Origin of the sequence: Rhodococcus sp. MSC1_016 (assembly GCF_023667485.2) — a bacterium.
GTDB classification, from domain to species: domain Bacteria; phylum Actinomycetota; class Actinomycetes; order Mycobacteriales; family Mycobacteriaceae; genus Rhodococcus_F; species Rhodococcus_F oxybenzonivorans.
This window is the reverse complement of sequence record NZ_JAMOZI020000001.1, coordinates 5,456,070-5,477,943: the sequence shown is the minus strand read 5'-3', so window position 1 is coordinate 5,477,943 and position 21,874 is coordinate 5,456,070. Positions and strand designations below refer to the sequence as shown.

General features: G+C 62.4%; 20 protein-coding genes and 1 pseudogene. 17 read left to right on the top strand and 4 right to left on the bottom strand.

Annotated features, from left to right (window positions below):
* Positions 1-25: 25 nt before the first annotated feature.
* From dmpG to L1080_RS25555, 4 genes are all read left to right on the top strand, one after another.
* Positions 26-1,084 carry a 4-hydroxy-2-oxovalerate aldolase gene (dmpG, locus tag L1080_RS25570; RefSeq protein ID WP_159918532.1) on the top strand — a complete coding sequence of 353 codons (1,059 nt, stop codon included), beginning with the start codon at positions 26-28 and terminating at the stop codon, positions 1,082-1,084.
* Positions 1,085-1,124: 40 nt separating this feature from the next.
* Complete coding sequence (locus L1080_RS25565; protein ID WP_250775176.1) at positions 1,125-2,303, top strand: acyl-CoA dehydrogenase family protein; 1,179 nt, start codon at positions 1,125-1,127, stop codon at positions 2,301-2,303.
* An 88-nt stretch (positions 2,304-2,391) separates the two neighbouring features.
* Positions 2,392-3,303 carry a biphenyl-2,3-diol 1,2-dioxygenase gene (gene bphC, locus L1080_RS25560; protein WP_250775174.1) on the top strand — a complete coding sequence of 304 codons (912 nt, stop codon included), beginning with the start codon at positions 2,392-2,394 and terminating at the stop codon, positions 3,301-3,303.
* Positions 3,300-4,454: an alpha/beta hydrolase family protein gene (locus L1080_RS25555; protein WP_250775172.1), complete on the top strand. Its 1,155-nt coding sequence runs from the start codon at positions 3,300-3,302 to the stop codon at positions 4,452-4,454. The genes bphC and L1080_RS25555 overlap by 4 nt, the downstream gene beginning before the upstream one ends.
* A gap of 223 nt (positions 4,455-4,677) precedes the next feature.
* Here L1080_RS25555 and L1080_RS25550 read toward each other — a convergent pair whose 3' ends face one another.
* Together L1080_RS25550 and L1080_RS25545 are read right to left on the bottom strand one after the other, a co-directional pair.
* Positions 4,678-4,905 carry a hypothetical protein gene (locus tag L1080_RS25550; protein ID WP_250775170.1) on the bottom strand — a complete coding sequence of 76 codons (228 nt, stop codon included), beginning with the start codon at positions 4,903-4,905 and terminating at the stop codon, positions 4,678-4,680.
* 825 nt (positions 4,906-5,730) lie between these two features.
* Entirely contained in the window at positions 5,731-6,765 is a 1,035-nt protein-coding gene (locus L1080_RS25545; RefSeq protein ID WP_250775168.1) for an NADP-dependent oxidoreductase, read from the bottom strand.
* A gap of 286 nt (positions 6,766-7,051) precedes the next feature.
* On the opposite strand from L1080_RS25545, the gene L1080_RS25540 reads away from it, so the two are divergent.
* From L1080_RS25540 to L1080_RS25520, 5 genes and pseudogenes are all read left to right on the top strand, one after another.
* Positions 7,052-7,534, top strand: a complete 483-nt coding sequence (locus tag L1080_RS25540) for a nuclear transport factor 2 family protein (protein ID WP_250775166.1) — start codon at positions 7,052-7,054, stop codon at positions 7,532-7,534.
* On the top strand, positions 7,531-7,992 hold the full coding sequence (locus L1080_RS25535; protein ID WP_159918545.1) for a DUF3237 domain-containing protein: 462 nt from the start codon (positions 7,531-7,533) through the stop codon (positions 7,990-7,992). Before L1080_RS25540 ends, L1080_RS25535 begins: the two co-directional genes overlap by 4 nt.
* A gap of 215 nt (positions 7,993-8,207) precedes the next feature.
* Entirely contained in the window at positions 8,208-8,537 is a 330-nt protein-coding gene (locus tag L1080_RS25530; RefSeq protein WP_250775164.1) for a hypothetical protein, read from the top strand.
* A gap of 25 nt (positions 8,538-8,562) precedes the next feature.
* Entirely contained in the window at positions 8,563-8,691 is a 129-nt protein-coding gene (locus tag L1080_RS25525; protein ID WP_268962528.1) for a hypothetical protein, read from the top strand.
* 272 nt (positions 8,692-8,963) lie between these two features.
* A pseudogene (locus L1080_RS25520) lies at positions 8,964-9,136 on the top strand (integrase core domain-containing protein); the annotation flags it as partial.
* A gap of 6 nt (positions 9,137-9,142) precedes the next feature.
* Here L1080_RS25520 and L1080_RS25515 read toward each other — a convergent pair.
* Positions 9,143-10,081: an alpha/beta hydrolase gene (locus L1080_RS25515; protein WP_250775162.1), complete on the bottom strand. Its 939-nt coding sequence runs from the start codon at positions 10,079-10,081 to the stop codon at positions 9,143-9,145.
* Between the two features lie 435 nt (positions 10,082-10,516).
* Here L1080_RS25515 and L1080_RS25510 point away from each other — a divergent pair, with 435 nt between their 5' ends.
* The 4 genes from L1080_RS25510 (at position 10,517) to L1080_RS25495 (ending at position 14,051) form a co-directional block, all read left to right on the top strand.
* On the top strand, positions 10,517-10,987 hold the full coding sequence (locus L1080_RS25510) for a cupin domain-containing protein (RefSeq protein ID WP_230990037.1): 471 nt from the start codon (positions 10,517-10,519) through the stop codon (positions 10,985-10,987).
* Positions 10,988-11,063: 76 nt separating this feature from the next.
* Positions 11,064-12,542, top strand: a complete 1,479-nt coding sequence (locus L1080_RS25505; RefSeq protein WP_250775160.1) for a CoA-acylating methylmalonate-semialdehyde dehydrogenase — start codon at positions 11,064-11,066, stop codon at positions 12,540-12,542.
* A complete protein-coding gene (locus L1080_RS25500; RefSeq protein ID WP_250775158.1) occupies positions 12,539-13,009 on the top strand; it encodes a VOC family protein in 471 nt (156 codons plus the stop codon). Before L1080_RS25505 ends, L1080_RS25500 begins: the two co-directional genes overlap by 4 nt.
* A 172-nt stretch (positions 13,010-13,181) precedes the next feature.
* Entirely contained in the window at positions 13,182-14,051 is an 870-nt protein-coding gene (locus tag L1080_RS25495; RefSeq protein ID WP_213575152.1) for a mycofactocin-coupled SDR family oxidoreductase, read from the top strand.
* 144 nt (positions 14,052-14,195) lie between these two features.
* Here the strand turns inward: L1080_RS25495 and L1080_RS25490 are convergent, their stop codons facing one another.
* A complete protein-coding gene (locus tag L1080_RS25490; protein WP_109325610.1) occupies positions 14,196-14,870 on the bottom strand; it encodes a TetR/AcrR family transcriptional regulator in 675 nt (224 codons plus the stop codon).
* Positions 14,871-15,447: 577 nt separating this feature from the next.
* Between L1080_RS25490 and L1080_RS25485 the strand changes: the two genes are divergently transcribed.
* The 4 genes from L1080_RS25485 (at position 15,448) to L1080_RS25470 (ending at position 21,831) form a co-directional block, all read left to right on the top strand.
* Positions 15,448-16,965 (top strand): long-chain-fatty-acid--CoA ligase, encoded by a 1,518-nt coding sequence (locus L1080_RS25485; protein WP_250775156.1) that lies wholly within the window; start codon positions 15,448-15,450, stop codon positions 16,963-16,965.
* 373 nt (positions 16,966-17,338) lie between these two features.
* Positions 17,339-17,620 (top strand): hypothetical protein, encoded by a 282-nt coding sequence (locus L1080_RS25480; protein ID WP_250775154.1) that lies wholly within the window; start codon positions 17,339-17,341, stop codon positions 17,618-17,620.
* Positions 17,621-17,624: 4 nt separating this feature from the next.
* Entirely contained in the window at positions 17,625-18,233 is a 609-nt protein-coding gene (locus L1080_RS25475) for a hypothetical protein (RefSeq protein WP_250775152.1), read from the top strand.
* 319 nt (positions 18,234-18,552) lie between these two features.
* A complete protein-coding gene (locus L1080_RS25470) occupies positions 18,553-21,831 on the top strand; it encodes a protein kinase domain-containing protein (RefSeq protein ID WP_250775150.1) in 3,279 nt (1,092 codons plus the stop codon).
* The last annotated feature ends 43 nt before the right edge of the window (positions 21,832-21,874 follow it).

Below are 21,874 nucleotides of genomic sequence, written 5' to 3'. Positions count from 1 at the left end.
CCACTCACTCTTCGAAGGAATACCGATGCCTTACAGCGCCGATCTCGACATCCGGGTGACGGACTCGTCCCTGCGCGACGGTTCCCATGCCAAGCGGCACCAGTTCACCGTCGACCACGTCCGCTCCATCGTCGGGGCACTCGATGCCGCCGGCGTTCCCGTCATCGAGGTCACCCACGGTGACGGGCTCGGCGGTTCCTCGTTCAACTACGGCTTCAGCCACACCCCGGAGCAGGAGCTGATCAAGGCCGCCGTGGAGACGGCGAAGCAGGCGCAGATCGCCTTCCTCATGCTCCCCGGCTTGGGTGTCCAGTCCGACATCCGGGAGGCTGCCGACAACGGTGCGCGCATCTGCCGGATCGCGACCCACTGCACGGAGGCCGACATCTCCGTCCAGCACTTCGGGCTCGCCCGCGACCTCGGGCTCGAAACCGTCGGCTTCCTGATGATGTCGCACAGCCAGCCGCCCGAAGCGCTCGCGAAGCAGGCCCGGATCATGGCCGACGCCGGCTGCCAATGCGTCTACGTGGTGGACTCGGCGGGTGCGCTCATCATGAACGGTGTCAGCGACCGGGTCGCCGCGCTGGTGTCCGAACTGGGGGACGACGCACAGGTCGGCTTCCACGGACACGAGAACCTCGGCCTCGGCGTCGCCAACTCCGTGCTCGCCGTCGAGGCCGGCGCGCTGCAGATCGACGGGTCCACCCGGCGCTTCGGCGCGGGCGCGGGTAACACTCCGGTCGAGGCCTTCGCTGCCGTCACCGAGAAGCTCGGAATCCGCACCGGCATCGACACTCTGAAGATCATCGACGCCGCCGAGGACGTGGTGCGGCCGATCATGGACGACGATTGCCTTCTCGACCGGCTGTCCCTCACGATGGGATACGCGGGCGTCTACTCGAGCTTCCTCAAGCACGCCGATGCGCACGCCCGCCGGTACGGGGTGTCCGGTGCGGAAATCCTCATCGAGGCCGGCCGCCGCAAACTGGTCGGCGGGCAGGAGGACCAGCTGATCGAAATCGCGCTCGGGCTCGCGGACCGGCAGGCCGCGAGCGCCGCTGTTGCCGAGAAGAAGTCCGCCTAGGCGCCTGACCGGGTGCCCAAACCAGAAAGCCGAGATCATCATGGGTCAGGTTCTTGACAGGATCGAACAGTTCGCGGACGAAATCCGCGCGGAAGGCGCCGAGGGCGACAAGCTGATGCGCCTGTCGGACACCTCCGCCAAGCGGTTGCGCGACTCCGGCGTGATGCGGATGCTGCAACCCAAGGAATACGGCGGCCACGAAGCCCATCCTCGCGAATTCGCGGAGACCACGATGGGGATCGGTGCCATCGACGGCGCAGCCGGGTGGGTCAGCGGCATCGTCGGCGTCCACCCGTGGGAACTGGCGTTCTTCGACCGCAAGGCCCAGGACGAGGTGTGGGGCGCAGACCCCGACATGTGGATGGCCTCCCCGTACGCGCCGATGGGTGTCGCCGTGCCGACCGACGGTGGCTACGTCCTCAACGGACGCTGGTCGTTCTCTTCGGGCACCGACCACTGCGGCTGGATCATGATCGGCGCCGCTGTCGGTGATGCCGACGGCAACCGGGTGATGCCGCCGAAGATCCTGCACGTGCTCCTGCCCCGTTCCGACTACGACATCGACCAGGACAGCTGGAACGTCGTGGGCCTGCGCGGCACTGGGTCGAAGGACCTGATCGTGAAGGACGCGTTCATTCCGCAGCACCGGACGTTGCAGGCGGACAAAGTGTTCGACGGGTCCGCGCCGAAGGAATTCGGACGTACCCAGACGCTCTACAACTTCCCGTTCTCGTGCATCTTCCCGCTCGGTATCACCTCCTCGCTGATCGGCATCGCCGAAGGCGCGCTGGCGTGCCACCTCAACGCGCAACGCGAACGGGTCACCGTATCCGGCACCGCCATCAAGGAAGATCCATACGTATTGTTCGCGATCGGCGAGGCGGCCGCGGAAATCGCAGCGTCGCGCGCCGCGATCCTCGAGACCGTCGACCGGTTCTGGGAAATGACAGAAAAGGGGCAGGACGTCACGTTCGAACTGCGTGCCATCGGCAGACGCACCCAGACAGCGGCCGCCTGGCGTGCGGTCCGAGCAGTCGACGAAATCTTCGCCCGCTCCGGCGGCGGCGCGCTGCAGCTCAGCACACCGATGCAGCGATTCTGGCGTGACGCCCACGCCGGACTCTCCCACGCCATCCACGTGCCGGGGTCCATCTACCACTCTTCCGCACTCACCCAGCTCGGCGGCGAACCGCAGGGTGTGCACCGCTCCATGATCTAGGCGCTCCGCGCCCGTGCGCCTTTTTGGTAGCTGGAACAACCAGAAAGGCGCACGGGTGGCGGAGCCGCCCCCAGGAAAGGGATTCTCCATGACAGACATTCGAGGACTCGGTTACCTCCGGATCCAGACGACGGACGTGCCGCGCTGGCGCGAGTTGGTGGTGGACGGGCTGGGCATGGCGATGGGTTCCGGCCCGGAGCCGGACGGCCTGTACCTGCGGCTCGACGAGCGGCGGGCCCGACTGATCGTGCTGCCCGGCGAGAAGGACAAGGCCTTGGCCGTGGGGTGGGAGGTCCGCGACCAGTTCGCCCTGCAACGGGTGCGTGAGCAGGTCGAGAAGTCGGGTGTCGCCGTTGACGTTCTGTCCGAGGACGAGGCACGGTACCGCGACGCCGAGCAGGTCATCGCATTCGACGACCCGTCCGGGACGCGGGTGGAAGTGTTCTTCGGGCCGGTTCTCGACCACAGTCCGGTGGTCACCCCGCACGGTGGCCGGTTCGTCACCGGCGCACAGGGTCTGGGACATGTAGTGCTCCCGACCCCGGCGTTCGAGGAGGCCTACACGTTCTACACCGAGGTGCTAGGTTTCCTGCCGCGCGGTGCCATCCGCCTCGGGCCGCCCGATGCCCAAGGTCCCGCCCGCCGGGTCCGGTTCATGGGAGTCAATCAGCGTCACCACAGTCTCGCGCTGTGCCCGGCGCCGCACGGCGGCGAACCCGGGATGGTGCATCTGATGACGGAGGTCGACACCCTCGACGCCGTCGGCCAGGCACTCGACCGGCTCGGCAAGCTCGGATTCTCGATCTCCTCGACACTGGGTCGCCACACCAATGATCGGATGGTCTCGTTCTACGTGCGGGCTCCCGGCGGCTGGGACCTCGAGTTCGGTACCGAGGGCATGCTCGTCGACGAAAAGCATTACACAGCTGAGGAAATCACCGCCGACAGTTACTGGGGCCACGACTGGTCCGGGTCCGAGCCACTGGCAGCGTTCTCATGAACTCGGCGCGTACCGGGTTCGGGGCGGTGGCGGCTCTCGTCGTGCTCACCGGCGCTGCGTGCTCGACCGAGCCCTCCGAGACGACGACGGAACCGGATGTGCTCCGGGCGGGCCAATTGCTCACGTCCAGTGCGGTGACCGACGCTCCGGCATTGCCGAGTGCCGCCCGCAACGAGCTGATCACCTACACCTCCCAGGATGTGAACGGTGATCCCGTGGTGGTGTCGGGCACCGTCGCATTGCCGCGCACACCGGCACCCGAGGGCGGGTACCCGGTGATCAGCTGGGCACACGGCACCACCGGTGTGGCCGACGCTTGCGCGCCGTCGGCGGACTTCCCGGGCGGCCCCACCCACGCCTATCTGACTGAGGTCGACGCCTCCCTCGACGACTGGGTCGAGCAGGGTTTCGCCGTGGTCCGCACGGACTACCACGGGCTGGGTACGCCGGGTATTCATCCATATGTCAACGGTGACACCGAGGTCAACGCCGTCGTCGACATCGTGCGGGCCGTGCGTGAGTTGGATCCGGCGGTCGGCTCCCAGTGGTTCGTGGTCGGGCACAGCCAGGGTGGGCAGGCGGCGCTGTTCACTGCCGCCCAGGCCGGGGAGCGGGCACCGGAACTCGAGCTGAAGGGTGCGGTGGCGATTGCGCCGGGCAGCGGCCTCGACCAGACGCCGCAGTACTTCCGGTCCGGTGTGCCCGGAATCGAAGCGGCGGAGGCGTTCTTACCGCTGATTCTTCTCGGGGCGCAGGCTGCGGACCCATCTATCGACCCGTCGGCATTGCTGACCGAGCAGGCCCAGCCCCTGCTCGCCGCCGCACGAACCGGTTGCCTCGACGACATTCGCAAGGTGCCACCGGTACCCGCCGGGCAGGTTTTCCGTCCGGACGCCGATCTGGGGCCGCTCACGGAGTACCTGACGCGTCAGGAACCCTCGCAGGTGGACGTTCAGGTTCCGACGCTGGTCACACAGAGCTCCGGTGACAGGGTGGTGGCCAAGCCGTCCACCGATCTGATGGTGAAGACGCTGCGCGACAGGGGGAACGAACTCGAGTATGTGACGTACGAGGGTGCGGACCACCGGGCCACCATCGGAGCTTCGCAGGCCGACGCGCAGAATTTCGTCAACGGCATCCTGGACCGCTGAGGATGCAGCCGACGACCGCGACGCAGAGGCTCAGACCGTTCCGGTGGTCACCCTCGCGGAGGCGTCGGAGCGTTGCGGTGCGAAGGCCCCGCAGCCTCGGTGCTCTGCTGCGCGGTGCGTCGCAGTGCCTCGACTGCACACGTTCAGGGAATGCAGTGAGGTGTTCGGTGCGGCCGCCAGGTGGCCTGTTCTCCACGATGTCGCTGCGTCGGCTTTTGCTCTGTCATTGCGGTTTTTGAACCGAAGTCAACTTCGCGAGGCAATGTTCCCGAAGCTGCTGCCTCATGGTCAGGTCGAGGCCGGGGGCGAGCCGCTTTTCCACCATCCACAGCACGCGTTGGTAGAAAATTCTGGGGGGTATTCCGAATTCGGTGAAGATGTAATCGTCACCGCCACCATAGCCGCTCCACCGTAGGGCGAAGCCCAACAACGCATGGTCGTAGGTATCCATTTTGTTCTCCGTGGTGTCGATCTCGGTCGGCGCCCTCTGCGGCCGATTCCGACGGGAGAGCCGAGAATGAGGGCGACCGTGGCTTAGCCACCGTCTTCCAGGTCCGCAGCCTCTCGCCGCTGATGCCGAGGTCCGAGGCCACGGCCGCGTAGGTGCGGATGCCGCCGCCTGGCCGTCACAAAGCGACCGTGTCTCGGCTTAACCACTCCGTGTACTGAGACTGACGTCCCATGCGAACACCAACCCTCTGGTTCTCCTACGAACCATTGGTGTCCACTCCCTGGGGTGGTCAGCCTCGGTAGTGCACCCGACTTTTGCCTCGCCGACGGAACCTACTTCGTGGACTACTCGACGCGGGGCACCGGCGTGGCACTCGCCTCGACATTGACTGCAGGCTCGGGGCAGGCAGTGCAGAGATGGGCAGGCCCCGAATCCGGTATGTGGCCAGTCCCGAGCGCAATAATCGTGGCCTCACCGCTCGGCTCATCTGACCCGACGACGTTGCGGCCTGAGCTAGTGCCACCGAATACCACGACGACTTCGATCGTGCCCCCACCAAATGGTTCGCCACCCTCGAACAGGACCGCAGCGCGGTCCATTTGTCGAGTCAAGCCTATGAGGCGCCAGCAAGCGGCAGAACACCATGAAACCGACGTAATCGATTGCCGCACTGAGGATCGTCCAAGAGGACCGGTGCGAAGCGGCCCCGGGGGGCGCTCGAGTGCTCAACCGCCAGCCGAGCAGGGCATCGCCAGGCAAGTCGATGAGGGAGAGGCGCGCCAGGCGCGACTTGACTGGTACGCCCAGCCATCTACCGTCGTTCGGTTAGTCGGTGATCACCTTGACCACGACCTTCCCTCTGTTCTCGCCGGCGAGACTGCGGTTGAGAGTATGTCTCGCATGCTCCAGACCGTCGACCACGGTCTCCGCGGAGCGCAGCGTGCCGGCACTGAGAGCCAGCGACAGCTGTCCAATGATTTCTGCGTACCGATCCACGTGATCGAAAACGATGAACCCTCGCAAAGTTGCCCGCTGCATAAGCAGCTGACTGACATTACGTAGGCCGCGTTGGGCGTTGTCTCCATTATAGTCGTTGTACTCGGAAACCAACCCGCAGAGCGTGATTCGTGCCCCAATGTTCAGTCGGCCGAAAACGTGGTCCATGATCTCGCCGCCAACATTTTCGAAGTCCACGTCGATACCTTCAGGTGTGGCGTCGTCGAGTTGCTTCTGCCAGTCACCAGCATGTCGGTCAATACAAGCGTCGAACCCCAACTCCTCCACCAGGTAACGACATTTCTCGGCGCCACCTGCGATACCGACCACTCGGGCACGCCGACGCTTTGCGAGCTGACCTGCAATAGAGCCCACTGCTCCGGCTGCGGCGGATACGAAAAACGTCTCTCCCGGTCGAGGATCACCGAACTCAACGCCGAGGTACGCCGATATTCCGGTGTGGCCCATGACTCCGACGAACGCGGGGAGGGGGGCCGGTAGCGGATCGGGTAGGACTGTGAATGACATGTCTTCAGTCGCTGCATCAGCTACGCAATAGTCCTGCCAGCCCGTCAATCCCACAACAAACGAGCCGACAGGAAGATCGTCACGTCGGCTGGCGACGACCCGTCCCACACCGGCCCCGCGCATGACGGCGTTCAATTCGACCGGGGGGATATAGGAACGCATCGCACTCATCCACACACGATTTGTGGGGTCGACCGACAAGTAGTGCGTTCGGATCAGCGCTTGCCCATCAAGGATATCGGCAACCGGCTCTTCCAACCATTCTAAATTTTCGGCAGTTACTTCCCCCTCCGGACGACTCCGCAATCGGTAGAGCCGGTTGGTCAAAGTACTCATCACATCTCCTTAAGGGGCGCATAAATGCCAAAGCGGAATGCCTCTCGAGCCCGCCGGAATGCGGCTTCGCGGGCACTCTGTCCAGTCGCTCATTGGGCCGACCACCCTGAGATTAGACTCACAGTTGATCATAGTCAACACACTGTCCACAGTGCGGTGGAGACTCGGCGCGCCTGTCGCCGAAAAGTGTCGACACACTGTTGACTATCACCGACATGACGGGCATTCTTTGAGGCTACGGCGGCTGGCACATCAGTCGTCGCCAGAGCCCACCAAGGAGGCGACTGTGAGTACACAAGCGGAGAATCGCAAGGTAGTAGATGGTTTTTGGGGCGACCTCGATAGCGGGCCGCCTACCGGGAAAGAGCTGGAGTCTTGGAAAGACTGGTTCGCGGAAGATGCTGTTTGGGAGATGCCGTTCGCCCCTGAGCCGCTCGCGAAATCGGTCCCCGGACGCCAACTCATCGGCCACTTCATCGACTGGTTCTTCAAGTCCGTGCCCGACCTGAAGATCGACTCGCTGGTTGTGCACGACACGACAGATCCCGAGCTGTTTGTGCTCGAGCTACACGGAGAGGGGACCGTGACGCAGAACGGAAACGTGTACGCGAACACGTACTGCACACACATGCGAATCAGAGGCGGCAAGGTGGTCTTGATTCGCGAGTACTTCGATCCAAATATCGTCGAACAAGCCTTCGGCGTCGAAGTCATTGCGGAAGGTATGTCCCAGGTGATGGCAGCCGCAGGCCTGGAGGTAAGCAAGTGAAGCTCATCCCGGAATTTTCGTACACCGCAGAACTCGCTGCGCCGCAGGTCGTCGGTCCTGGGCCGTACGGCGTGCGGCAGGTCCTCCCCGTTACCGGCGGCACTGTAACGGGCGATCGACTGAGCGGTACAGCAGCCATCGGCGGCGGTGACTGGCTCCTGGCTGGAGATGACGGATTCGGGCGGCTGGATGTGCGCGCTCAGTTCAATACCGACGACGGTGCCGTCATCTACATGAGCTACCAGGGCCTGGTTGAGGTGACCGAAGCTGCGGCAGCCGCCTTGACCGGCGGGGACTCGAGCACGAACTTCGGCGACCACTACTTTGTCACCACTCCGCGCCTCGAGTGCGGGGACGCTAGGTACGGCTGGGTCAACCAGACTATCTTCGTGGGACAAGGGCGAATTACACCCGGACCCGTCATCGAGTTTCAGGTCTTTCGCGTAGGCCTGCAGTAGGAGGAACCGGGACTGCAGCCGGCGGGCCGCACATCACATGTAAGTGTGAGGTGCGGCCCGCCGCTTTCGCGCGAAGTTGGAAGGCGTGGCATAGACCGCCAAGCAAGCCACGCAGCCCGTCAGCGAATCCGAGCCGCGGACATATTCGCTACCGATCCGCTTGCCGGTTCAGGTCTTTCGTTGTGGCTCCCCCGAGGGGCGTTATCCGCGAGGAGTTGCAGAAGCTGGCCAAGGAACTCGCGTTCGCCGATGGCTGTCTCGGCGTGTTCTCGCCGGTGCTCGGGAAGCAGGCGCTGCACGAGCGTTCCGGCCATCTGAGCAAATTCAGCGCGTCACTGCAGCACTACTCGAACGTTATGCAGGCCGCCTCCCGTTCTGGCTTTCTCCCATCCACATCACAGTCCTGCCCGTCTGCCCCGAGCAGGACGGAGCAGCGCGCACTCTCGCCGACAAGGCTCGCCACCGTGGACTTCGCAGCCGAGTCGACCACGACGGATCATTGGGAGCGCGCGTTCGAAGCGCCCGCAAGGCGAGAGACCACCTGATCGCCGCCATAGGCCAACCTAGATCGTGCAGAACAGCGTTCAGATCACAGACATCGCCAGCGGGATTCGCACCCAGGTCGCTCAGGGACACCTTCTCGAGCTGATGGATGACGCCTACCTCAACCGCCGAACAGCCCTCGACTGGTCGATCTGAAGGGGCGCAAAGTCGCTCGGCGGTACCGGGCGTTCGATCGCGAGACGCCAGCCCAGCCACCTCTGCGTCAGAGCTGACACCGAATCACTCGTAGTGCCGGATCTGAGGCGGGATGCTTATGCGCGTCAGCAACTTATGCACTACAGACACGAGTCCCGTCAGTGACCCACAGCAGCGCCCCGTTGTCGGAAGAAGGCCGACGCCGACTCGTCGAAAGCTGCCGCACGCACCCAATCACCCACGTCGCCAACGAAATGGGCAGCTTCCGCACCCGTCACCAGTTCATCCGGTCCTACACCCACGACACAACGGCAAGGTCGAGCGATACAACCGGATTCTCCCCGAGGGATTCCTCTACGCCCGCGACTGGATCAGCGAAACCCAACGACCAGAGGCCGTCGTCGTATGGAACGTCCGCTATAACTACCGTCGACCCCACGCTTCAGATCACCTAGCGCAGCAACCTAGACAACCCTTCCGCGAAGCCAGTAATAGCACGCTTTCCCTCATCCACCACGCCGGCTAGTAGAAAGAAGCTGTGAGGCATGCCCGCATACTCGCGCTGGACGACTGCAACGCCCGAAGCCTGCAATTTAGATGCATATCGACTGGCATCATCTGAGACTGGGTCAATCTCTGCGTTGACGATGAGCGCAGGCGGGGCGTTGTTCACATTCGTACTGAACAACGGCGAGACTTCCGGCGACTCCCGAAGCCCCACGTCGGGCACGTACTGATCGATACACCATTCGAGTGCGGCACGCGTAAGAAGAGGCGCCGACCCGTATCGGTTCACGGAGTCACTACTCAGAGTCAGATCTAGCACTGGGCACAGAAGTCCCTGCGCCTTGACCGACGCACCGTCTGTACGTGCGCTGAGAGTCGCTGCGGTCGCCGCTGCGAGCATCCCCCCAGAGGAGTCTCCAGCAACCGCCAGCGCCTCGCCGTCAATTCTCAGCTCATCAGAACGATCGGCTACCCAGCAAAAGGACTCGATCGCATCTGCGTGAGCGCTCGGATAAGTGTTTTCGGGCGCAAGGCGATACGCCACCGAGATCACACGGAGAGCGCCCTGGACGCTCAACTCGCGACACAGTCGGTCATGAGACTCCAGGCTGCCCCTGACGAAACCGCCACCGTGGAAGTACACGACACCCGGCACTGCTGTGGTCGCGCCTTTCGGAGAGTAACTCCGGGCCTTCACTACCCTTCCGCGGAGGGGAATCTCTAAGTCCCTCACATCGCAATGTGGATTGAGATCACCCGCCAAGCCGATCAACTTTTCGCCGACCGCCCTGTACGCGGCGATGGATACTTCCCATGGCTGCGCCGGCGGATTCGTTGATAGGGACGCCAGCAACTCGAGTACCTGAGGGTGCAGATTGCTCATGAATGTCCTGCATAGATGTTCGTCGCGGCACCCACGCGCTCTCGTAGCGAACTCACCAGTCGTCTCCTCCACAGCTGCTGTCAGATGCGTACGACCCTCGACTAGTCGGGGCACACGCCGGTGTATCAACTCTGCACTTTGCGTTGGTGTTCGTCAACATTGTGTCGATTAATACGCACCGGCGGCCTTCGCAGCACTGGCTGCCCCGGCTATCGCGCCCCTGAGCTGCCGGTTCTCCATTAACCGACATAGTGTTGACTCTTATCGACTGTGAGTCTAATCTCAAAAATGTCCGAGCCGTGACGTCACTCATCACCACGGCAAGCAACGAAAGGGACCCTCATGGTTACGAAGTCCGATGTCGACCAGATTCAACCGACGACAAGCCGAGACGGCGAGAGCTACGTCTCCCACCGCAGCGATGTGCATTTCAACATGACCGGCGACTTCATGACCGGTGTAGATTTCTGGATTCATGCGACCGGTGAAACCACCAATGGTCAGCTGATCATCATCGAGACCAACTGGGTCCGCGGAACCGAGCCGGTCTGGCACATCCATCACCGCGAAGAGGAAGGCTTCTTCGTGATGGACGGTGAAATCAAGATCCACACCGAAGCCGGGTCCTACAATGCCGGCGCGGGTCAATTCGTCTGGGGGCGCAAGGATCAGCGGCATACCTACGAGGTAGTCGGAGAAGAGGCGAGGATCCTCGTGATCTTCGTTCCGGGTCCCGAGAGCAGCGGATTCGAACCTGGCGGCGGCATCGACAAGTACTTCTACGAAGCGCGTGATCGCGAATTGCGCACTCCGGAGCAGCTAGCCGCAGAGGTTGAGAATCTCAAGACGAACTATGGCTTGGAGATGTTCCCAGAGTTGCCGCACCCCCGGGACGCCAAAGCTTAAGCGGCCACAAACAATCAACTCGCCTCTTCGTGACTATGGAGTTTCTGTGACTACAAACGATGTCCATCTTGCAACGGTGCCGCACTGGATCGCCGGCGCCCCCTCCGGCTCGACGAACGGGCGGAGGTCGGAGGTTGTCGATCCAGCCACGGGTCACGTATTGAGGCTTGTTGAGCTGGGAGGCGCTGCTGTCGTCGACGCGGCTGTGACCAGCGCCCGGAGCGCTGCGGGGGCCTGGGCTTCGACCCCGGCCCCCGTCCGCGCGACCACTCTCCACCGCTTCCGCGCCCTGATGCTCGAACACAGTGAAGAGCTTGCATCGATCATCACCTCGGAGCAGGGGAAAACCCTCGCAGACGCGAGAGGGGAGGTCGCCCGTTCTGTCGAAGCTGTCGAAGTTGCGATATCTGTAGTGCAGCACCTCAAAGGTGAGTACGCAGAACAAGTCTCCAGAGGAGTCGACACGTACTCGTTCCGCCAGCCGCTCGGAGTGTGTGCTGGTATCACCCCATTCAATTTTCCCATCATGGTGCCGGTGTCAATGTTCGCGGCCGCGATCGCCTGCGGTAACTCGTTCGTGCTCAAACCAAGCGAGAGGGTGCCATCCGCCTCGGTGCGGCTGGCGCAACTGCTCGCCGAAGCCGAGCTACCCGACGGTGTCTTCAACGTCGTGCACGGTGGCGTTGACGCGGTGAACGCGTTGATCGAACACCCGGACGTCGCTGCCATTTCCTTCGTGGGCTCCACCCCGGTTGCGCGTGAGATCTACAGCCGATCCGCCGCTGCCGGCAAGAAGGTTCAGGCACTGGGTGGAGCGAACAACCATATGGTCGTCATGCCTGACGCCGACCTGGACGCAGCGGCGGATGCTCTGGCGTCGGCTGCATACGGCGCCGCCGGTCAGCGATGCATGGCCGTGCCCATCGCGGTAGCGGTGGGGGAAGTCGCGGACGAGCTAGTTGCCAAGACCGCTGAGCGGGCCACAGCCTTCCGTACCGGACCGGGGAATGTCGAAGGCACCGACATGGGGCCGCTCATCTCAGAGGTCGCCATCGAACGAGTCAGAGGTGCGTTGGAGGCGGCACCTAGCCAAGGAGCAAACGTCGTTGTAGACGGCCGGGTCAACATAGCGTCCGGAGCCGGCTATTTCATCGGTCCGAGCTTAGTCGACAACGTAAGCGTCGACAGCGACCTCTATCAGAAGGAGGTGTTCGGACCGATTCTGAGTGTGGTCCGCGTCGATGATCTCGACGAAGCACTTCGCATTGTGAACGCCAGCCCGTATGGCAATGGTGCGACCATCTTCACCGCAAGTGGAGTGGCTGGTCGCCGGTTCGCTCACAGCGTCCAGGCCGGAAGCGTCGGGATCAACGTTCCCATTCCAGTTCCGATCTCTTGGTTCGGATTCGGAGGTTGGGGCGACTCGCGATTTGGCGATGATGGGCTCAACTACGATGCATATCGCTTCTATACCAAGTCCAAGGTAGTCACCCAACGTTGGACTGAACCCCGAATGGGCGTGTCTCCTCATTTCGTCGCCGCGAGGCATCAATGACGATGATCGACCGCTCCCCATCCTCGCCTTCCGACGATGCTCGGGAAGAAGGCACTCCGCGGCTGGATCATGTGGGGATACTTGTCCGCGACCTCGAGTTGGCCACCACACGTTGGCAGAGCAGATTCAACGTCATTATCGCGCATACTTTCGAGGCACCATCTCTCGCCATCCGCGCGACGTTTCTCGCCATAGCGTCGGCCAATATCGAGCTATACACCATCGACGATCCAAAGGTTCTCGATCTCGCACTGGGCCGAGCCTCGGCGAAGCTCGACCACATTGCGTTGCGGTTCGACGGAAACGCGAGAGAGCTCGATCTCGCTGGATGCACGATCCGCGGGCCCGGACGACCGGACCCGATCGGAGCTCCTTTCATCATCGCCGACTCAGAGCATGTATGGACAGAGCCACCTGGAATCGACGTACTGCTACAGCTCATAACCCCGACCGATAGCACTCCATAGCACTGCGAACGCCACCTCCCGAATGCCTTCCACCATTTGTGAATGTGGGGTTAGGGACCGGGACCAGAACTACACCGCGAGTTGATAATTCAATTTGCACAAGCGGCCACCGGTACGCCGATCGACCGGGAAGCACAACCAATCCGATTCACACTCACAAGAGGAGAGACCAATGGGACGCATGGACGGAAAGGTCGCCCTGGTAACAGGTGCGGCACGTGGAATGGGACGGGCGCACGCAATCCGGCTCGCCGAGGAGGGCGCCAATATCCTCGCTATCGACTGTCCGCCGGACACCGGGCTCCCGTATCCGACCGGATCAGCTGACGACCTCCAGATCACAGTCAAAGAGGTAGAAGCACTGGGCCGACGAATCATTGCACACGAGGGAGATGTCCGGAAGCAGTCGTCGCTCGACAAACTGGTTGCTGAGGGCGTAAAGGCATTCGGTGGTCTGGACGTTGCGGTCGCCAACGCCGGAATCTGGACCGTACACCCGTTCCACGATATCCCTGAAGACGAGTTCACAGCTGTTCTGGACGTCAATATCACCGGAGTGTGGCGCACCTTGAAGGCGGTGTCACCGGCGATCAAGGAACGGGGCGGCGGTTCAATCATCGTTACCTCTTCCGGCAACGGCGTGGAGGGATCACCCCATTACGCCCACTATGTCGCGTCGAAGCACGGCGTTATAGGGCTGGCGAAAAGCGCTGCGCTGGAGTTTGGTCAGTACGGTATCCGAGTCAATATCCTGCTCCCAGGGCCGACCGACACTCCAGCCCTCGACTGGCAGGGCGGATATGACCTCTGTGCAGGTAAAGGCCCCGGTCAGGGTGTGAAAGAAGACCTTGAAGGCGCGAAGTACTGGTCTACCCTTCGCGATGTCGGGTTGCTCCCACCACGCGCCATGAGCGAAGCGGTGCTGTGGCTCGCGTCCGACGAGTCTCGTTGGACCACCGGACTCGAGATGCACGTTGACGGTGGCCATATGCTTATGCCAGGACTGAATATGGCAAAGATGGCCGCCGATCAACCACAGTAACAACTCGACGTACCTTCGACTGGAAGAGAACACACTTCCTGAAGGCCCGGATTTTTCATGCGAGACAAAGCTGAATAGAACAAATCGATCGCAGCGAACCGGTTTTTTTAACCAGTTCGCTGCGATTGCACTGAACGACCGGAACTAATCGCTCTTCGAACGGCCTCTCCATTCCAAACCGAATACCGTTCTGAGCCACACGGTTGTCACCGTCTCAACCATGTCTTCGGTGCGAATTGCATTCTCGCTTCGCATGCTCATTAGCCCCAAGTTTCGTTCGCCCATCCACATCAGCGCTGCCGCCAGTGAACGAGCCGGTGGTCCATCAATAGCCACACCCGTGGCTCTGTCGCGCTCGATCGCAGCGGCCGCGGCATCGATGAAGCGACCCAGTATTTTGTCCCATTGGGCCTGCAAGGTGGGTTCGGCCGCCGCTGCATCACCGACCTCGCGGAGTACGTGTCCATGCCGCTCCCACACGACCATGACCTCCGACACTGCATGCTCAATGGCAGCCTCCGGAGAAATTCCAGGAGGTCGCTCGAAGATCATCGATGATGCAGTGAACACGTCGGCAGTCACACTCGAGAGAAGCGCCGAGAGAACCTGCCATTTAGATTCGAAATAGAAATAGAAGGATGAACGCGACAACCCCGCCCTCTTGGCAAGGTCGTCGATCGAAACGTTTCGTAACGGCTCGGTGCGCAGAATCTCATAAGCACCCTCGAGGATTGCTTGCTCGCGCATGTCACCCTTGAGATTGCGCCTACCAGTCCGAGGTTCGGATGCGTTGAGACCGTTTGAGAACGAAGTCGCCATGGCTACAGAGTAGGCTAGTTCAACCTGCAAATGTAGCCGGGGGCACGACGTCCGTACACGATATGCACCGCAGCATCGCCCGAGGCGGGCCTCTCGGATTGCACGGCAGTTCGGTAAAACAATAGGGGGCGAATTCCCAGGCCCGTCTTGACCACGTTGGCATGCGGATCCGACTTAATGTTCATGTAGCAAGTCGACGACTGGTGCGAAATTGGTGACGCGGCACCCATTACGCGATTCGACCCACGTCAGCCCCTGAGCCTTGCGTGCAGGGCTCGTGGCCCGCGCGAGCGTCACCCATCGACGGCACAGCGCCAAGTCGACCCTCCTCCCCATGCAAACATCTGGCTAAGTATCTCGACTGCACGTTGATCATACTCGACACATCGTTTATATTGTACGTACGTGAACCGCGACGGGCGACGTTCATCGGCACGCCGGCGAAACCCGCTCGCGGGGTATCTCGTAACTCGTAATTCAGGTCGGTTCGCTCACTTGCGCGACGGTCCCTCACGTCCCGAAACGCCGGCGCATCCGCAGCCTCCTGACGCCACGCCAATCCAGGAGAAGTCGTTCGATGTCATCAAATCTCGCAAACAATCTCGTCGAGACTGCTCGGCAACTAGGCGATCGACCCGCGATCCGGCTTGATGAAACCACCTTGAATTACTCCGAGTTCCACCGTGCCGCTGCGGCAGTGGCGGGCGACCTGCATTCGCGAGGTATTCGATCCGGCGATCGGGTCGGCATCGTACTGCCGAACGTCCCTGCGTTTCCGATCATCTTCTACGGGATTCTGATGGCGGGCGCCGTCGCAGTTCCGATCAACCCCATGCTCAAGGACCGGGAGATCACATATTACTTGGAAGACTCTGGGATGGCTCTCATCTATGGCTCGCGATCTCGCGGTGATCTGGTTGCGAAAGCCGCACTAGCAAAGAAGATTCCCGCGCTCTTGGTCGACGACCGTGGTCCGAGTGACGCTGATCTGACCGGGAACCCGATCGATGAACCTGTGGAGCGTAGCCGCGACGACACCGCAGTTCTTCTCTATACCTCTGGGACGACGGGAAGTCCTAAGGGAGCGGAACTCACTCACGAGAATATGTCGACCAATGCTTCGACGAGTGCCGAGACTCTGATACAGACCGGGCCCAATGACGTCATCTTGGGGTGCCTGCCACTGTTCCACGTGTTCGGCCTGACCTGTGGACTGAATGCCGCGGTGAAGTCAGGAGCCCTCCTGACTCTGATCCCCAAGTTCGATGCGGAATCAGCCCTGCGTGTTCTGGTTCGAGATGAGGTTACAGTCCTCGAAGGGGTCCCCACCATGTACTCCGCGATGCTCAACTCTCCCGACGCCGACTCCGCCGAGCTATCCCATCTCCGCTGCTGCATCGTAGGGGGAGCGCCGATGCCTGTCGAGGTTCTGAAAGCGTTCGAACGAAAATTCGAATGCGGGATATACGAGGGGTACGGACTTTCTGAAACCGCACCCATTGCTTGCTTCAACCAGCCCGGATACCCGCGCAAAGCTGGCACGATCGGGATTCCCGTGCGCGGATGCACGCTCCGACTAGTCGACGACGACGACAACGAAATTGTCGGCTGTGATGAGGCAGGAGAAATCCAAATCCGCGGTGAGAACGTGATGAAGGGATACTGGGCTCGTCCGGCTGCCACCGCGGAGGCCATAAGCGACGGCTGGTTCCGCACAGGCGACATCGCCACACGAGACAGCGATGGCTACTACAGCATCATCGATCGAAAAAAGGACATCATTATTCGCGGCGGCTACAACGTGTACCCACGCGAAGTGGAAGAGGTTCTGTACGAGCATCCAGCTGTTGCCGAGGCAGCTGTTGTAGGTATCAAAGACACGCACCTCGGGGAGCAAATCGGAGCTGCCGTATCACTCAAACGCGGAGCGCACGTCGAGCCGACTGAGATAATCGAGTTCGTTCGTGCCAGGCTCGCCGCGTACAAGTACCCCCGGCAAATTTGGTTTGTCCCCAGCCTCCCAAAAGGACCGACCGGCAAAATTCTCCGCAGGCAAGTCGAGCCGCCCGCCGTAGTCTCTCAACAGTTGACGTAGTCTCTGATACCTCCTAATCCTCTCTGCTACTCTCCGTTTCATGTGAAGGGGTGAGGCCGCGGTGTAGCTGAAGTGTCAGTCGTGGGAGTTCGCAAGGCCGCGTCGGAAGGCCGGTTGCCCTCACGGGTTACAGGGTTCCGTCAACGAGTCTTCGATCGCGCTGACCTCGACGCCTATCTCGGCCGATCTGCCCCTGACAAGGTTCCGGTCGACCGGGTGGAAGCGTTGTACTGCCGGGTGTCCGGCTCGACTGGGTAGGAGTCCTCGCTCGCCAATCGGGAGAAGGTGTTGCGCGAGAGCGCCTGCGGGGTCGTGTATCGGGTGTTAAGGATCGCGGTTCGGGTGTGCGGGAAACGCGGCCGGGTTGGACCGGATGCTCGACGACGCTGCCAAGGGTCACTTCACCGTGGTGCGGGTGGTGTGGCGGGATCGGTTGGTCAGGTTCGGTGTCGCCTGGATCGAAAGGTATTTGTCGGTGGTCGGGGTTACGGTCGACGTCCTGCGGGAGCATGGCGACACATCGGTGGGGGAAGAGTTGATCGATGACTTTATGGCGTTGCCGGCGTCGTTGTCGGGCCGGTTCTATCAGTTTGCGGTCGAGGCTGAATCAACGCCGTCTTCTCGGCCGATGCGGCAGCACGGTTTGCTGGGGTAATCCGATGAAGACGGTGGACACGCAGAAGCGGCAGCGAAAAGAAGTGGTCCGCGCCGATCACGTGCTGTGTCAGGTGCGGGTCGTGGGCTGGCTCGGAATTCGCGTGCACTACATCGCTGCTGCGATGCGTGCCAACGACATTGCCACACCGCTGGACATCAAGACCGCCAAGGGTGGGGTCGGTGGCACCGAACCAGCGCGGGACTGGTTCGCCGAACTGCTCGCCGAGGAAGCGGCCCGCACCGCGCGCCGCGCCGCAGCGAAGGAAGCCCAGCCCCGCACAGACGCACAGGCGGAAAAGCTCCGCACCGACCGGGTGTATCAGCTGCTCGACGCCGGGAAGTTGCGGCTCAACGACGACGAGATGATCACCGCCGACGACATCGTGTTCCGCGCGTCGAAAGACCTCGTCAAGGGAGCGGCAGCGGAAGATCTGTGTGCGGGGGAACTGTCGGAGTTGCGGGTGGTCGGAGCAAACCCCCACGATGACCGTACTTGGTGGGTGCACGCTGAAACAGAGCACATCTCATGGCCCGGCACGCCCGTCGCCAGGCGCGGCGCCACACGCAGGCCGACTGATCAACCGCACACCCTTCCGCGCCACACGAACTGATCGACCGCAGCTGCGGGTCAGTATGGCGGGGCGGGGTGGCGTGCCCGGTATCCGCCTCCGGCGGTTACCGGGCACCCTGCGGTGTCCCCGCGAGTCGAGCTGCGCCGCGCTCCGCCCTGGATCGTTCTTTTGACCTGCTGGTCTTGGCGATCCTTATCGACGAAAGCCGGGGATCAAACCCGCAGCTTCAACGTCCTGTCGGCCTTTCAGTCTTAACGATATCGAGGTGCGGCGTCGGCTAACTCTGCGCGGGTCGAAGTTGGGACGAGTAACTTCGAGTGGGCAAACAATCGACACGGTTCGCGATCCGAGGGCCTTCATGATGGAGTTTGATCCCTTCGCTACCCGTCCGGATGTGGCCGGGTCGGTCGTCGCGGACTTGGCGGCGGCCGGGTTCGCCGACGCCGCGGAGATCGGCCGCGGGGGGTTCGGGGTCGTGTACCGCTGTCGGCAGACTGCGCTCGATCGCACCGTGGCCGTGAAGGTGTTGACCGGGGACCTCGACGAGGACAGCCGTGCGCGATTTCTGCGTGAGCAGCGTGCCGCGGGCCGCTTGACCGGCCATCCCAACGTCGTCAACGTCCTGCAGGTCGGAGTAACTGAGAACGACCGGCCTTTTATCGTCATGCCCTTCTACACCCATGACTCCCTCGATGCCCGCATCCGAAGACGGGGTCCGCTGACGCTGGAGGACGTGCTGCACGTGGGCGTCAAGATCGCCGGTGCCCTCGAAGCCGCGCACGGCCTCGGCATCCTCCATCGCGACGTCAAGCCGGCCAATATCTTGCTCACCGATTACGGTGAACCCGCATTAGCCGACTTCGGGATCGCGCACATTTCGGGCGGATTCGAAACCACCGCCGGAGTGGTGACCGGATCGCCGGCTTTCACGGCTCCGGAGATCGTCGCTGGAGGTGCCGCGAGTCCGGCCGCCGATGTGTACGGTCTGGGCGCGACCGTGTTCGCCGCCGTTACCGGGCACGCCGCGTTCGAGCGCCGGAGTGGTGAGCAACTGGTCGCCCAGTTCGTCCGGATCACCACCGCGCCGACGCCGGACCCGAGAGAGCACGGCATCGCCGACGATGTCAGCACCGTGATCGAGGCCGCGATGGCAAATGATCCTTCCGGTCGCCCATCCGTTGGGGAACTGGGCCAGCAGCTGCGGCGCCTGCAACACGAGCACGGCTTTCCGGTCGACGACATTGCCGGCCGCACGTTTCACGACGAAACCGACAACAGCGCCCCCAGTCACACGCCACCAACGCAACCATCCCACGATGATGCGCCACGAGCCCCGCATCCGGGCCGCACCGGGGCGCTGCCGCTGGAGTTGACCAGCTTCATCGACCGTCGGGAGGAGACGGCGAAGGTCGCTAGCTTGCTGTCGACGGCCCGCATGGTGACCTTGACCGGGATGGGAGGGGTGGGCAAGACCCGACTGGCGCTGCGAGTCGCAGATCGAACGCAATCGCGTTTCGCTGATGGTGTGTTCCTGATCGAGCTGGCCGAGCTGCGCGACGACTCGCTTGTCGTCAACATGGTGGCGGATGCGCTGGGTCTCCGAGACCGAGCTGCGAGGCCACTTCTCGAGGTCCTCACGGAATTCCTTGCCCCGCACGAAGTGTTACTCGTTCTGGACAATTGCGAGCAGGTGGTCGACGCGGTCGCGAAAGTCTCCGAAGCGCTGCTCCGCACCAGCCCGGGCCTGCGGATGTTGCTGACCAGCCGCGAGCCGATCGGTATCAGCGGCGAAATAGCGCTACCGATCGCCCCGCTTCCGGTACCCGACGCCGACCATCTGCCGAGACGGTTGCCCGGCAACGACGCGTTGGCACTGTTCGCCGAGCGGGGCGCCGCGGTCATGCCTGGCTTTGAGGTCACCGACGACAACAAGGTGACCGTCGCCCGGATATGCCAGCGCCTCGACGGCCTGCCGTTGGCGATCGAGCTGGCCGCGGCGCGACTTCGGGCGATCTCCCCAGAGGAGATTCTGCAGCGACTCACCGACCGCTACCGGTTCCTGACTCGCGGACGCAGAGACGCCCCGTCACGGCAACAGACCCTGCGGATGTGCATCGACTGGAGCTATGACCTGTGCACACCCCTGGAACAACTGATGTGGGCTCGCCTTTCCATGTTCGCAGGTAGCTTCGAACTCGCTGCGGCCGAGCAGATCTTCGGGCAGGACCTGACCGTTGACGATTTCCTGGACACCGTCACCTTTCTCGTCGACAAGTCGATTCTCAATCGAGAGCAGTCGGCTCCGGTCGCTCGGTTCCGGATGCTCGAGACGGTGCGCGACTACGGTCGGGAGAAGGTCCGTGCCGGCGCCGACTACTCCGAGCTGCGCACCCGATACAGAAATTGGTACGTGCAGCTGGCCTCGGACGCCGAAGCTGATTGGGTCGGTCCGCGGCAACTCGAGTGGCTTAGCCGATTGGTCGCCGAACTGCCGAATTTACGACAGGCACACGAGTTCTGTGTCTCCGAAGACCCCGAGTCCGGGCTTGGCATGGCCGCAGCGCTGTTCCCTCTCTGGTTATCGCGCGGTTTGTTGACCGAGGGACGGCGCTGGATCGATCGACTATTAACTCTGTCGCCCCGCACCGTGGGCGTTGACCGCGCCAAGGCAATACTCTGGGCCAGCGTGATGGCGGGAGTGCAGGGCGACCTGCAGGCATCGATCACCCTGATCCAGGAAGGACGGGCACTCGCCGATCGATCGGCCGATCCTCTGCTGCAGGCGCACATCGACCTTGCCGAAGGTCACCGGGCCCTGTACGGCGGCGACGTCGAGTACGCACGAATCCATTTCGAAGCCGCACGACCGACCTACGCCGCCGTGCCGAGTGCACTTGCCCTCCACATCCTCTTGTTGCAGGGTCTCGGGTTCGCGTACGAGTTGCTCGATCACACCGAGCGCGCCATCGCATGTTACGAGAGTGCACTCGCGGTCACCGAGGAGCGCGGCGAAGCAGTGCATCGGTCGTATTTGCTGTGGGCCCTGGCCGTGGTGGTGTGGCGACACGCCAATACCGAACGCGCGAACGAGCTACTCCAACAAGCGCTCCGCACTGCTCGGAAAGTCAATGAGCGGCTCGTCATCAGCATCTGCCTACAGGCACTCGCGTGGATCGCGACCGAGGAAGGTGCTTTCGAACGAGCCGTGGTGTTGACCTCAGCTGCCGAAAACCTGAGCAATGCCATGGGGAGTTCCCCGATGTTCGTGTCCGGGTTGATCCAGTACCGCGAGAGATGTGAACGGGATACACGGAGGGCGCTGAGCGAAAAGGTATTTGCTGCAGCTCAGAGAAAAGGGAACAAGTTGGGAGTGGAGTCCGCGGTCGCCTACGCACTCGGTGAGCAAAGTCCGGCGTCATACACACCGACCACTGGCCAGGCCGGACCGACCAAGCGGGAGCGTGAGGTCGCCGAGCTGGTCGCCGAGGGGTTGACCAATAGAGAGATAGCGTCCCGCTTGACGATCTCTGTGCGTACCGCACAGGGGCACATCGAACACCTTCTTGCCAAGTTGGGCTTCACCTCGCGTGCCCAGATCGCTGCATGGGTAGTGGAATCACGGCGAACCATGCCCTGACACACTGTGGTAGGGACGCTCAGTCTCTACAGGCGCCCGGAAA

Coding starts and splice junctions, on each gene's coding strand:
- L1080_RS25475 (WP_250775152.1), top strand. CDS start 17,625: ATGAAGACGGTGGACACGCAGAAGCGGCAGCGAAAAGAAGTGGTCCGC.
- L1080_RS25555 (WP_250775172.1), top strand. CDS start 3,300: ATGAACTCGGCGCGTACCGGGTTCGGGGCGGTGGCGGCTCTCGTCGTG.
- L1080_RS25470 (WP_250775150.1), top strand. CDS start 18,553: ATGATGGAGTTTGATCCCTTCGCTACCCGTCCGGATGTGGCCGGGTCG.
- bphC (WP_250775174.1), top strand. CDS start 2,392: ATGACAGACATTCGAGGACTCGGTTACCTCCGGATCCAGACGACGGAC.
- L1080_RS25490 (WP_109325610.1), bottom strand. CDS start 14,870: ATGGCGACTTCGTTCTCAAACGGTCTCAACGCATCCGAACCTCGGACT.
- L1080_RS25510 (WP_230990037.1), top strand. CDS start 10,517: ATGACCGGCGACTTCATGACCGGTGTAGATTTCTGGATTCATGCGACC.
- L1080_RS25565 (WP_250775176.1), top strand. CDS start 1,125: ATGGGTCAGGTTCTTGACAGGATCGAACAGTTCGCGGACGAAATCCGC.
- L1080_RS25515 (WP_250775162.1), bottom strand. CDS start 10,081: ATGAGCAATCTGCACCCTCAGGTACTCGAGTTGCTGGCGTCCCTATCA.
- L1080_RS25545 (WP_250775168.1), bottom strand. CDS start 6,765: ATGAGTACTTTGACCAACCGGCTCTACCGATTGCGGAGTCGTCCGGAG.
- L1080_RS25500 (WP_250775158.1), top strand. CDS start 12,539: ATGACGATGATCGACCGCTCCCCATCCTCGCCTTCCGACGATGCTCGG.
- dmpG (WP_159918532.1), top strand. CDS start 26: ATGCCTTACAGCGCCGATCTCGACATCCGGGTGACGGACTCGTCCCTG.
- L1080_RS25485 (WP_250775156.1), top strand. CDS start 15,448: ATGTCATCAAATCTCGCAAACAATCTCGTCGAGACTGCTCGGCAACTA.
- L1080_RS25480 (WP_250775154.1), top strand. CDS start 17,339: ATGCTCGACGACGCTGCCAAGGGTCACTTCACCGTGGTGCGGGTGGTG.
- L1080_RS25495 (WP_213575152.1), top strand. CDS start 13,182: ATGGGACGCATGGACGGAAAGGTCGCCCTGGTAACAGGTGCGGCACGT.
- L1080_RS25550 (WP_250775170.1), bottom strand. CDS start 4,905: ATGGATACCTACGACCATGCGTTGTTGGGCTTCGCCCTACGGTGGAGC.